The 12,424-nt window shown below is 43.9% G+C and carries 9 protein-coding genes; 8 read left to right on the top strand and 1 reads right to left on the bottom strand.

Annotated features, from left to right (window positions below; all coding sequences use genetic code 11):
- The first annotated feature begins 212 nt into the window (after positions 1-212).
- Together L5L98_RS04645 and L5L98_RS04650 are read left to right on the top strand one after the other, a co-directional pair.
- Complete coding sequence (locus L5L98_RS04645; RefSeq protein ID WP_263138890.1) at positions 213-1,838, top strand: phosphoethanolamine transferase; 1,626 nt, start codon at positions 213-215, stop codon at positions 1,836-1,838.
- Between the two features lie 188 nt (positions 1,839-2,026).
- On the top strand, positions 2,027-3,055 hold the full coding sequence (locus L5L98_RS04650; RefSeq protein ID WP_028759897.1) for a GGDEF domain-containing protein: 1,029 nt from the start codon (positions 2,027-2,029) through the stop codon (positions 3,053-3,055).
- 132 nt (positions 3,056-3,187) lie between these two features.
- Here the strand turns inward: L5L98_RS04650 and L5L98_RS04655 are convergent, their stop codons facing one another.
- Positions 3,188-5,893, bottom strand: a complete 2,706-nt coding sequence (locus L5L98_RS04655) for an acetate--CoA ligase family protein (protein WP_105252534.1) — start codon at positions 5,891-5,893, stop codon at positions 3,188-3,190.
- Positions 5,894-6,169: 276 nt separating this feature from the next.
- On the opposite strand from L5L98_RS04655, the gene L5L98_RS04660 reads away from it, so the two are divergent.
- From L5L98_RS04660 to L5L98_RS04685, 6 genes are read left to right on the top strand one after another with little or no spacing between them, the layout of a single operon-like run.
- Positions 6,170-7,312, top strand: coding sequence for a methyl-accepting chemotaxis protein (locus tag L5L98_RS04660; RefSeq protein ID WP_263138896.1), 1,143 nt, complete (start codon positions 6,170-6,172; stop codon positions 7,310-7,312).
- Positions 7,313-7,326: 14 nt separating this feature from the next.
- Positions 7,327-7,611 (top strand): STAS domain-containing protein, encoded by a 285-nt coding sequence (locus tag L5L98_RS04665; protein WP_028759900.1) that lies wholly within the window; start codon positions 7,327-7,329, stop codon positions 7,609-7,611.
- An 8-nt stretch (positions 7,612-7,619) separates the two neighbouring features.
- Positions 7,620-9,353 carry a SpoIIE family protein phosphatase gene (locus L5L98_RS04670; protein WP_263138901.1) on the top strand — a complete coding sequence of 578 codons (1,734 nt, stop codon included), beginning with the start codon at positions 7,620-7,622 and terminating at the stop codon, positions 9,351-9,353.
- A 3-nt stretch (positions 9,354-9,356) separates the two neighbouring features.
- Complete coding sequence (locus L5L98_RS04675; protein WP_028759902.1) at positions 9,357-9,722, top strand: response regulator; 366 nt, start codon at positions 9,357-9,359, stop codon at positions 9,720-9,722.
- Between the two features lie 17 nt (positions 9,723-9,739).
- Complete coding sequence (locus L5L98_RS04680) at positions 9,740-11,896, top strand: chemotaxis protein CheA (protein ID WP_263138905.1); 2,157 nt, start codon at positions 9,740-9,742, stop codon at positions 11,894-11,896.
- Between the two features lie 10 nt (positions 11,897-11,906).
- Complete coding sequence (locus tag L5L98_RS04685; protein ID WP_049821692.1) at positions 11,907-12,419, top strand: chemotaxis protein CheW; 513 nt, start codon at positions 11,907-11,909, stop codon at positions 12,417-12,419.
- Positions 12,420-12,424: the final 5 nt, after the last annotated feature.

Raw genomic sequence — 12,424 nt, forward strand, 5'->3', positions numbered from 1 at the left:
CTAATAGGTTGGGGAGCAGAAAACGGTCGAACTTATTGAGGTTCGGCCGTTTTTTTAAGTTTATTATTTAATGTTAACAATACCCACAGATAATTTGAGCCATTGCCAAGAGCTTGCTACTATTGCGAAAAAATTTCACTGTCAAAGGCTAAGACTACCTTAAGAATACTAAGTTATTCTCGACAAACAACTAATTTGAGTGAGAGCTATCAGTGTTAGCAAGATTTAAGACTCTATCGGTGAATCGATTCACTTTTATCACAGCGTTATTTTACGTCTGTATTTTCAATATCCCATTGTTTGGCATCATTAAGAAAGGCATTGAAAAACAACCTGATGTCGATCCTATCTTCATCGCTACTGTGCCGTTGTTTTTAACCTTTGCACTCAGTTTTATATTTTCCTTATTTACGGTGAAGTATCTCGTTAAACCGTTTTTCATCTTACTCACCTTGTTATCATCGAGTGTGTTCTTCGCTGCCTACCAATACAATGTCGTCTTCGATTACGGCATGATAGAAAACACTTTTCAAACCAATCATGCCGAAGCGTTCATGTATGTGAATTTTGCTTCGATAATGAATATGTTACTGACTGGGATTTTACCCGCGTACCTTATCTATAAAGCGGATATTCAGTACAAACCTTTCCTAAAAGAACTACTGCATAAAGTGCTTTTTATGCTGGCGATGTTGGCGGGACTGGGCATTATTGCTTTCTTCTATTTTCAAGATTACGCGGCCTTTGGCCGTAACAACGACGAGCTAAAACGTTACATCGTGCCGACATATTTTATCGGTGCTGTGTCTAAGTACATCAATGTGCAGTACTTGCAAACGCCAATGGAATATCAGCAACTTGGCCTCGATGCAAAAAATGTCAGTGCCAACTCAAATGGTAAACCGAATTTATTAGTCCTCGTCGTGGGGGAAACCGCGCGTTCAATGAGTTATCAGTATTATGGCTACGACAAGCCAACCAACGCCCATACCCAAGACCAAGGATTAATAGTCTTTAAAGATACCCATTCATGTGGCACGGCAACGGCGGTATCTTTGCCTTGCATGTTTTCTCGCATGGGACGGGAAGATTACGATTCACGCCGTGCCTATGCTCAAGACACCGCCGTTGATGTGTTGGATCATGGTGGTATTAAAGTGCAGTGGTTTGACAATGATTCTGGCTGTAAAGGGGTGTGTGACCAAGTTGAAAACATAACCATTGATTTGAACAGTGATCCTCAGTTGTGCACTGGCCAATATTGTTTCGATCAAGTGTTACTGAACAAATTAGATGAAGCCTTAGCCAACGCAGAACGCAAAGATACTGTGATTGTATTGCATGTTATTGGTAGTCATGGCCCGACTTATTTCTTACGTTATCCAGCAGAACACCGTAAGTTCACACCGGATTGTCAGCGCAGTGATATACAAAACTGCAGTGAAGATGAGCTGATGAATACCTATGACAATAGTATTTTGTACACTGACTATATTATTAGCGAAGTGGTTAAAAAGTTAGAAAACCAACAAGATAAATTTGATCCAGCCATGTTGTATCTGAGCGATCATGGCGAGTCTTTAGGCGAAAAAGGCATGTATTTACATGGCGCGCCTTACAGTATCGCACCGATTGAGCAGACGAGCATTCCTATGCTTGCTTGGGTGTCAAAAGATTTTAGCAAAGATAATCAATTGGATATGGATTGTTTGGCTGAGCATGCGGCGAAAGGTGGTTTCTCCCATGACAATTTATTCGATAGTCTATTAGGACTAATGAATATCAAAACTGAGGTATATCAGCCTGAATTAGATATCTTTGCTCGCTGCCGCGGTTAATTGTGGACTTAATTGTCGCGAGGTTTAGCTCGTTCTAGTTGGTTCGGTACCGTGATGAGGAAGAGGATGGCAACATCCTCTTTTCTTTTGCTCCCTGTCATAATAATTGATTTCTCCCATATCCAAATCGAACCAGTTGAGTTAACTTAATATATACAAAAACATAACAAATTTATGGTTCGCGATTTATGTCTTCTACTGCAGAAAATAAAGAACTTGATTCTGCCGCGCAAATTTTGCGTTTGGCCGTGCCGCAAATGTCTGCCCTCGATATTCCTGTTACTCCTGAAAATTACACTGTTTGGTATGAATATTTTGCAGGTACAAATCTCGATTTAAATCGCGCGATTGATGGTTTTTTGGCGAATTCGGTCTCTTTTACCAAGGAAGTTAATACCAGTCTTTATAAAACCTTTATCCAAGAACAGTCACCAGAAGTGATTGAAAATGTTCAGATTGAAACACAAATATTGATCAATAGCCTGTTGAATAAAATCAGCCAGTTGAGTCAAGGAACCGCGGCATTTTCTGGCTCATTAGCCGAGTTTGGTTTGCGATTACAGACTAATCCCGATATCAATACCTTGAACGAGCTGGTTGATGGTGTGGTCGATGAGATGCAGATGCTACTTATCAACAACCGTGAGATGGAGCAAAGTCTGTGTACCATGGGTCAAGAAGTGCAAAATCTTAAATCTGAAATGGAAAATCTTAGCCTCGCGGCTATGACAGACCAATTAACGTCTCTGCATAATCGCCGCGCCTATGAATTGAGTATTCAGGATCAAATCTACCGTTCTCAAGATCACCAGACCCGCTGTAGTCTCTTACTGATTGATATCGATAATTTTAAAGCCTTTAACGACACCTATGGTCATTTAACGGGTGATAAAGTATTGGCCTATGTCGCATTAGCCTTAAAGCAATGTGTGCGTGGGGATGACTTTGTTGCGCGTTATGGCGGCGAAGAATTTGTGGTGGTGCTACCTAACACCCATTTTCACGACGCATTGCAAGTGGCTGAAAATCTGCGTGAACGTATTTCTGAGCGGCGCTTAACGGTAGGGAAAGACAAAAAACTTTCCCTTGGCGCGATTACTGTCTCGATTGGGATGGCCTCATTGCAACAGGGGGATGATGCTGAAACGCTGTTTAGTCGCGCCGATAAAGCACTGTACCAAGCTAAGTCCGAAGGCCGTAACTGTGTTAGAGGCTGAGAATGTGGGTGCGAGTGTCGATGTTTCAAGGCGTTAAGTATTAGCTCGGTCGCTATTTCGTTAAATAATCATTTACTTAGGATAACAAAACGCCGCAATGATTTGCGGCGTTTTTGTTCGTCTGGATAGGTGCTATTGATCACTGGGCGGTTTTAAATCCATGTGCATTTTGATCAAATGCTCCTCCATATCGAAGGTCACTTTAAAACCGAGACTCTTGGCAAGACTGGCCATATTGCGATTCTCAAACATGGTAAAGCCGGTGAGCACGGGCGTGTCGTTGGCCTGATAATATTTGATTAGTTTTTCGAGTAACAACTTACCTAACCCTATACCTTGATGATCGCCACGCACCGCCATGGCAAACTCGGCCTCGGTATTATCAGGGTCAATAGATGCACGCACGGCACCTAAGGTGATGTCATCGCCATCGGGTCCCTTAGCCGTGGCGATAAAGGCCATCTCACGGGCGTAATCGATTTGAGTTAATACCGCCATTTCTTCATGGGTCATTTTCGATCGCACCCCAAAATAACGTTTGTATCTGTCTTCATCGGAGAGCGAATTATCGAAGGCCAAATGTTTAGGTTCATCTTCGGGCAAAATCGGCCTTAGCATTACCTTAAGGCCATTTTTTAGCTCGGCGAATTCTTCTAATTCCTTCGGATAGGGCATGATGGCCATCCGCGATGAACTGTCGGCATTGGCATCATGCAAACGGATATTCACATCGAGCAGAGTGATGTTTTCACCCGCGGCCAGTACTGGGTTTAAATCTAACGAGGCGATTTCAGGGCAATCGATAATAATATGGGATATTTGCGTTAACATCACGCACAGGGCATTCATGTCTAGACCCAGTGGTAAATGTCTGTCCTTTAACTTATGGGTCTTTAACGCTTGGATCACCATATAACGCGCCAGTGCCATATTCAGGGGAGGCAGGGCAACGGCAGCATCATTGGTGGGGTCCCATTCTGAGCCACCTTCGCCAAGGCAAATCGCAGGACCAAAGACGGGATCGCTTATCACGGCCACGCGGATTTCCTGTGCGCCAGCGGTCAACGCCATTTTCTGCACTATCATGCCTTCAATAATGGCTTCGGGATTGGCTTGATGCACCCTCTGGGTAATCGCATTCGCGGCGTGGCGGATATCTTCAGCCGAGGTTAAATTGAGCATCACTCCGTGCACATCGGACTTATGCAAGATGTTAGGGGATTGCACTTTTAACGCTAAGGGATAGCCCGCTTCATTCGCAATGGCCACCGCTTCATCGGCATCTTTCACAAACCAAGTGTCTATGGTGTTAAGCCCATAAGCCCGCAAAATAGGGCTGGCCTCATGGGTTTCCAGTACTGATTTTCCTTTAGCTTGAGCCGCTTGCAGTAATTTGCGCGCCGTGAGGCTATCTGTCGGAATATTGTCGGGGATCGATTGCGGCACTTCTTGCAGCAGTTTTTGGTTACGACGGTATTCAACCATGTGCATAAAGGCACCCACAGCACCTTCGGGTGTACGGTAGGTTGATATACCGCCCTTAGTGAAGCGTTTTCGTGCCTGATAAGCCGAGTCTTCACCGCTCCAGTTCGTCAAAATATTGAGGCGATTCTTTTTGGGATGCGCGTGGATCACACTCACCAAAGCATCAGCTATCTCAACACTTTCACCGAGTGCTGAAGGGGAGTGCAAGACCAAAATAGCGTCAAGTTCATTGGAATCCATCAAGATAGTCAAAGCTTTAGCATATCGTGATGCGTTCGCATCACCAATGATATCGATGGGGTTTTGCCTTGACCAAGTATTAGGTAACACCGCCTCTAATTTCGCTATGGTGTCTTCTGATAACTCCGCCAGTTTACCGCCGCGCATAATGAGTTCATCTACCGCTAATACGGCAGGACCGCCACCATTACTGATAATCCCTAAGCGCTCACCTTGCAGCGGATTGGAATGCGCTAAACTTTCAACCGCGGCAAACAGTTCAATTAAATCGTTAACCCGCAACATACCTGCACGGCGAAACGCCGCTTCATATACTGCATCGTTACCGCCAACACCGCCCGTATGCAATTTTGCGGCGCGGGCACCTTCGGCGCTGCGGCCCGATTTAATCACTAGAATTGGCTTATTGCGTGAAGCGGCTCGAGCAGCCGAGAGGAAATGGCGCTTCTCATTCACTGAGTCGATATAAAGCATGATGGCGCTGGTGCGGCTATCGCGGCCAAGGTAATCGAGCAGTTCGTCAAAGTTAATGTCGGTGGCATCACCGAGGGAGATAAAGGAGGAAAAACCAATACCTTTGTTATTGGCCCAATCGAGTACCGTTGTACAAATAGCAGCCGATTGAGACACAAAGGCTATTTTGCCCGGTAGGGCGCTGGCGTGGGCTAAGCTGGCGTTTAACCCCAACGGGGGTAATAGCATTCCTAAGCTATTTGGCCCCAGAATACGCATCCCGTAACGCTTAGCATTTTGCATGGCAAGGTCGAGCAGGCTCACGCCATCTTCGTTAAATTCCTGCGCCATCCCTGCTGCCATAATAATGGCCACCTTACAGCCAAATTGCGCAAGGGTTTCAACGATGGCGGGCACACGGCAAGCGCGGGTACAAATAACCGCTAAATCCGGTTTGATGGGTAAGGCTTCAATATTGGGATAGGCGAGCACACCCATCACTGCCCGATACTTAGGGGTGACTGGCATGATAGGCCCCGAAAAACCACTCGATAGTAGGTTTTTCATCAGCACATTACCCGCGCGTTTTTCGGTATTCGAAGCGCCGATAATAGCAACGGAAGTCGGTTTAAATAAGGAGTTTAATGTACGTTGACTCATAAGCGATCCCATCCCAATCCATGACGCTTCCAGTGTAACCTAGGGTATGAGGACTGCACAGTTAAGTTTCGGGTTCCATTAAGACAAGTTTATTAGCAAATCATGAATTTACGGCAATTTACTGAGAATTAGCGCTCAATGATGGGGATTTCTATCGCGATAACTGCATTTTCCGCATTGCGACACGTAACAATGTGAATAATTTCACTTTCGTGTTTGAAAATCACCCAATATGAAACTACTTTTTAATCACTGTACAATTATTGTGAAGTCCATATGACATACAAGGATGGGGTCGTTGCGGTGCTCGCGGCAGGCGTTGGATTTGCGCTGAGTTTGATGACATTGTGGGCTATCGGTCCGGTTATTTCTGTATTGATGATGTTGCTGTGGCAATTTTATCAGCATAAGCAAATGCAGTCAGTTCAACAGCATGATGATAAGTCCTTCAATAACCAACTTGCCGCAGATTGGCAAGCCCATATCAATCTGTATCAAGAGTCAATCACGACGCTTAACGGCTGCGAGGCTAACATTGACAGTGTGCTAGCGGTGCAAGGTGACGCAGTCAATTTGCTCGGTGAGTCATTCGATGGTTTAGGGCGGTTAATGACGGAGCAGACAGGATTTATTTCAGATCTCGTTAAGAGTACTGATGATGCTGAGTTATTCCATTCAGATCAAATGAAGCAATTTGCCAACAATACCTCAATGACGTTAGAGCGCTTTATTCAATCCACCATAGAAATGTCGGCATCAACTATGGAATTGTTGGAAAAAGTGAATCTCATCTACGAGTCTATGCCTCAAGCAATGAAAGCCTTGCAAGACATAGATCAAATCTCGTCCCAGACTAATTTGCTCGCTTTAAATGCGGCAATTGAAGCGGCGCGGGCGGGTGATGCGGGTAGAGGCTTTGCTGTTGTGGCAGATGAAGTGCGCGCTTTATCCACTCGTAGTGCAGGTTTTAGTGAAAGCATACAAAAACAGCTTAAATCAATTCAAATTCAGATTGAGCAATTAACCGTACACGTGAGTAAAGTCGCCGCCCAAGATATGACTTATATTATTGATGCAAAAAAGGATATAGATACTGCACTAAGGCAGATTATCGTTAAAGCAGAGAAGGATTCTCAAGTGATTGAACGTATCGATTCATCGGCACATGAACTAGAACAAGCCATCTCGGATACTATTCGGGGATTACAGTTCAGTGATATTACTTCCCAAAGCCTGATTTACACAAATCAGTCCCTAAACCATTTAAAAGAATCGCTCAATCGCGTCACCACTATGTCACAACAGGAGTTTGGCATTAAGGGGGATGACATCACAATACAAATGAGTCGCCGACGTCAGGAGACTCATAATCCCGTTTCAAGGGATCAAATAACCTGTGGTGAAATTGAACTCTTTTAATTAGGGATAACACAATGTCAAATATTAAAGTTATTTCATTGCCAGAGCGCTTTGACTTTTATTACCACAAGAAATTCACCAGTGATTATCAAGATATTTTAACGCTTCCAGAGGTTAACCATATTATTTTAGATTTTAGTCGAGTGCTTTACCTCGATAGTTCTGCTTTAGGCATGATGGTACTGCTGCATCGTAAGGCGCAGGAGTTACATATTTCTACGTCGGTAAAAGGTGCACATGGTCAGGCGAATGAAATCCTTAGTATTGCCAATATGCAGAAAATCTACATCATAGAGTAACACTCATTATGGTATCGCTTACTCAACCGGAAAATTTTATTTTAGTTATCGATGATGACGCTATTGCGAGTCAAAGGATCAGTGACTTTATTCACAGCAAAGGTTACAACGTTATTGTTTGTAGTGATCTAGAAGAAGGTTTATTTGAAATAACGCAAAATACGGTTGATTTAATTCTGATTAACTATTGGTTAAAGGATGGTACCGCACTGGCGTTACTGGATAAGTTGAATAAGGATAAAAAAGAAACACCTGTTATCGTCATGAGCGAGACAAAAGAAAATCAATCCGTGTTAGCCTGTTTTAGAATGGGGGTTTTGGATTTTGTTGTTAAACCGATAAATGTTGAAATATTTTGGTACAAGGTTGAATGTTTACTTACCCGGGTGCAACTTCAGCATAAAGTAGAGCATCAAAGAATTGAACTTGAAAAAATGCTTTATGAAAAGGCCAGAGAAGAACACATGGCCCGGCATTTATTTGAGCACTTAGTCAATATTGATAATACTGACTTTGATTTTGTACATACTTACTGCCAAGCCAGTGCCAATTTTAGCGGTGATATTATCCTCAATGGCATAGCACCTAATGGCAATTTCTTCTTAATTCTCGCCGATTCAACGGGTCATGGCCTGAGTGCAGCCATGCCCATCATGCGTGTTGCCAGTACATTTAGGGCCATGGTTTCAAAGGGATTTTCTTTAGTTACGTTTATTTATGAACTGAATGCTAAGCTCCACCGAGAAAACCCTGAAGACAGATTTGTTGCCTGTATTATTTTAGAAGCCGATTTTAATCGTAATAAATTACACATTTGGAATGGTGGTATGCCCCCCGTGTATATTCAAACGGGGGGGATTGACTGTTTAACAAACCACAATATTAAAGAAATTGACCATCCTAATTCAGTCAGTAATCAATCCATTGATAAATTTAAATCGACAAATATGGCCCTTGGCATTTTACCTCCGCATACTTTTATAGCGGATATTGTTACGGTTGATTTACCATCCCATGGGCATGCTTGTCTTTTTAGTGATGGTTTAATAGAGCAATATACCCATGACGGCAATCCATTTGGCATTGATAAATTAAAAGATCTATTTATTCATTTGTCAGGTGGTTTAATAAAGTATTTAGAGAAAAATATTCATGAGTACTGTTCTGCTGAAAATATTGCCGATGACATCACTATTTGTACCTTAGATTTTGAACGATTAAACACTTGGCATCAAGATCGTGATGTCAATCGTATTAAAGCCATTATGGATGGTGAGTTCTGCTGGGATGTCAGTATTGCAGGGCCTATGTTACTCAGCGCTGATTATTTAAGTTCATTGAATCAGTTTCTCAGTATATTGGGATTTGCGACCAATTTCTGTCAACGGGTTTTTACTGTTGTCGCAGAGTTATTTAGCAACGCTATTGATCATGGTGTACTAAAATTAGATTCTCGACTAAAAAATGATCCAGAAGGCTTCGAACTGTACCATAGTATTAGGGACAGTTTTGCAGATAGGCTCACGGCAAATGATTGGGTAAAAGTGAGCATCATCTGGCGTTCATCGCAGGATGAATTACATATTAGCGTGGCTGACAGTGGCAAAGGCTTTGAGGGTGATGAAAATTTGATGGCGGACATTCCTCAGTTGTCTGGGCGCGGTCTATCGCTGGTGAAAACATTATCTAAGACATACGAATTAGTACCGCCAGGGAATATAACTAAAGTCATAATGGAATAGCGCATGAGTAAAAGAATATTAATTGTTGATGATTCCGCAGCGATTCGACAAATGGTCGAAGCGACCCTTAAATCGGCTAATTATCAAGTGGTACTGGCCAAAGATGGTCGAGAAGCCCTCGATATCTGTAATGGGCAGAGATTTGACTTCATTCTGACTGACCAAAACATGCCTCGAATGGATGGGCTGACCTTAATTAAATCCTTACGTGCTATGTCAGCATTTATGCGTACGCCGATCATTATGCTCACCACGGAAGCGGGCGATGACATGAAGGCCCAAGGGAAAGCCGCGGGTGCGACGGGATGGATGGTAAAACCCTTTGATCCTCAAAAGTTGTTGGCTATTACGGCTAAAGTGCTGGGTTAACTGCAACGGGGTGCGCTATGTCCATCAATATGGCCGAGTTCCATCAGGTCTTTTTTGAAGAAAGTCATGAACATCTTGAAAATATGGAACAATTGCTATTGGCATTGGACCTTGCTTCTCCCGATCCTGAAGAACTGAACACCATTTTCCGTGCTGCACATTCTATAAAAGGCGGCAGTGGTATTTTTGGTTTTACCGCATTAACCAGTGTCACCCATGTGATGGAAAATCTGCTGGATAAAACGCGTAAGGGTAACTTCCTATTAACGTCATCTATTATCGATTTACTGCTGAGTACTGTGGACACGTTATCCCATATCTTGAGCTTGTACCGCGAAGAAGATCAGATTGATTGGCAGGAGGTCGAATACAGTAAAAGTCAGTTGGTTGCAGCGTTAAATGGTGAGCCTTTTAGTTCATCAGTTGCGATACGTAATGGTACAGACGCCGCTACTAGCACTCCCATCATAAATGCAACACCCACCGTACCAGTGGAGGCAGAAGATCTGGGTTTTGGATTTTTTGAAGATGAAATGGCACGTGATATTGCCATCGAAGGTGAAGACTTTGGATTTTTTGATGAGGCTTATCAAGCGGAAGACATCAGCGCTGACAGTGTGGCAAATAATAAAGAGCGTACTGCTGAGCTGTGTGATGTGACAATTGACGATGATGAGTTAGGCTTTGGTTTTTTTGAAGCATTAACGCCAGAATCCTTCGCCAATGAAATCGAGTTATTAAGTTCAAAACCGCTAGTGCAGAAGGTTTATAAGCCAGCGACCACTCGAGCACATCAAGCCCAGGAAACTGGAAGTAGCCAATCCAAAAACACCCTATTTAAAGCCAAAGCGACTGAGCCCACCGTACCTGATTCAACCGTGCCCACGAGTCCTTCTGTGAAAGCAAGCTCGCCTGCAATACTGAGTTCAAATGCAACATCAAACTCATCCGTTGCCCCAAAGCCCAATACCACAGAGGTGAAAACAGCGACTAAAAAATCAGCCACGCCAGCCCAAGATGCCACCTTAAGGGTCGAAACCTCCAAAATAGATACCCTGGTTAATCTCGCGGGCGAGCTGGTGATCACTCAGTCTATGTTGACCCTCATTGGTAACGAGATGACGGGCGATTTAGGTGAGCGACTCAAGACCGCACTCAATGAATTGGAACGTAATACCCGTGAGATGCAAGAAGCTGTGATGTCGGTACGTATGCTGCCGGTATCTTTTGTGTTTAACCGTTTCAATCGTTTGGTGAGGGATCTTTCTGAGCAACTGGGTAAAAACGTCAATCTCGTGATTGAAGGTGGCAACACAGAAATTGACAAGGGAATGATTGAAAAGCTCGTCGATCCGCTGACCCACTTAGTGCGCAATAGTTTAGATCACGGTATCGAAAAACCTGAAAAACGGCTCGCAGCGGGTAAATCCGAAGTAGGTGTGTTATCCCTTAAAGCCAGTCAAAGGGGCGGCAATATCGTTATCGCTGTGCACGATAACGGCGCAGGCTTAAATCGTGAACGCATTATTCAAAAGGCGCGGGAAAACGGTTTGCAAGTGGCTGATAACAGTAGCGACAAGCAAGTTTGGCAATTGATTTTTGCCGCAGGATTTTCAACTGCGGAGGAAGTCACAGATGTGTCTGGCCGTGGTGTCGGTATGGATGTGGTGCGCCGTAATATTGAAGCCTTAGGTGGACGCATTGATATTGAGTCCACTGAGGGCCAAGGCTCAACCTTTGAAATACAGTTGCCACTCACGCTCGCCATTGTCGATGGTATGACGGTTTCTGTGGGAAATCAGATCTACATTTTGCCCTTAGTGCACATCATAGAATCTATTCAGCCGCAAACGGAACAACTTAAATTTCTCGCCAAAGAAAGACTCTTAAAAGTACGTGAAGAGTACTTACCTCTGCTCAATCTTTATCAGCTGATGGAAATTGAGCCCAATGCCCGCTGCCCAGAAGAGGGCATAGTCGTATTGCTCGAAAGCAACCACAAGCGCTTTGGCCTGTGCGTTGATGCCTTAGTTGGCCAGCAGCAAGTGGTGATTAAAAGTCTTGAAAAACATTATCGCAGGATCCCCGGAGTTTCCGGCGCCACCATCATGGGCGATGGTAGCGTCGCGTTGATCCTCGATGTCGAATCGCTCGCTCTGCACATTAAAAATTAAGGAAATAGCCATGGAGAGTCGATCAACTATGACCGCCAAAGTGGAATACAACGCCCATGATGAGGTGGAGTTTTTAAGCTTTATGTTAGGCGAAGAGCACTACGCCCTTGACATTATGTCCGTCAAAGAAATTCGCGGTTATGAGTCGGTCACTAAAATCGCCAACGCCCCCAGTTTTATAAAAGGCGTGATTAATTTGCGCGGTGACATAGTGCCCATAGTGGATTTGCGGATGAAATTTGCTGTTGGAACCGCCACTTATAACGAGTTCACTATCGTTATTATGCTCAACGTGTTTGAACGTATAGTCGGCATAGTGGTCGATGCCGTCTCCGATGTGATTAAGCTGTCGGCGGAGGAAATCTTACCCGCCCCAGAATTTGGGGTGGCGTTCGATAGCCGCTACCTCAAAGGCTTAGCCACGGTCGAGGATAAGATGATCATTTTAGTAAATATTCAGGCTCTGATCAGCAGTGATGAGCTGGGTCTAATTGATGCAAATAGTCTGACTGATCAGGAGTAACAATA

This window comes from Shewanella sp. SM23, from assembly GCF_025654295.1.
GTDB lineage: Bacteria > Pseudomonadota > Gammaproteobacteria > Enterobacterales > Shewanellaceae > Shewanella > Shewanella oncorhynchi.

Excerpts from the sequence above, each read along its gene's own strand:
- L5L98_RS04650 (WP_028759897.1), top strand. The coding sequence starts at position 2,027 with ATGTCTTCTACTGCAGAAAATAAAGAACTTGATTCTGCCGCGCAAATT.
- L5L98_RS04655 (WP_105252534.1), bottom strand. The coding sequence starts at position 5,893 with ATGAGTCAACGTACATTAAACTCCTTATTTAAACCGACTTCCGTTGCT.
- L5L98_RS04660 (WP_263138896.1), top strand. The coding sequence starts at position 6,170 with ATGACATACAAGGATGGGGTCGTTGCGGTGCTCGCGGCAGGCGTTGGA.
- L5L98_RS04665 (WP_028759900.1), top strand. The coding sequence starts at position 7,327 with ATGTCAAATATTAAAGTTATTTCATTGCCAGAGCGCTTTGACTTTTAT.
- L5L98_RS04670 (WP_263138901.1), top strand. The coding sequence starts at position 7,620 with ATGGTATCGCTTACTCAACCGGAAAATTTTATTTTAGTTATCGATGAT.
- L5L98_RS04675 (WP_028759902.1), top strand. The coding sequence starts at position 9,357 with ATGAGTAAAAGAATATTAATTGTTGATGATTCCGCAGCGATTCGACAA.
- L5L98_RS04680 (WP_263138905.1), top strand. The coding sequence starts at position 9,740 with ATGTCCATCAATATGGCCGAGTTCCATCAGGTCTTTTTTGAAGAAAGT.
- L5L98_RS04685 (WP_049821692.1), top strand. The coding sequence starts at position 11,907 with ATGGAGAGTCGATCAACTATGACCGCCAAAGTGGAATACAACGCCCAT.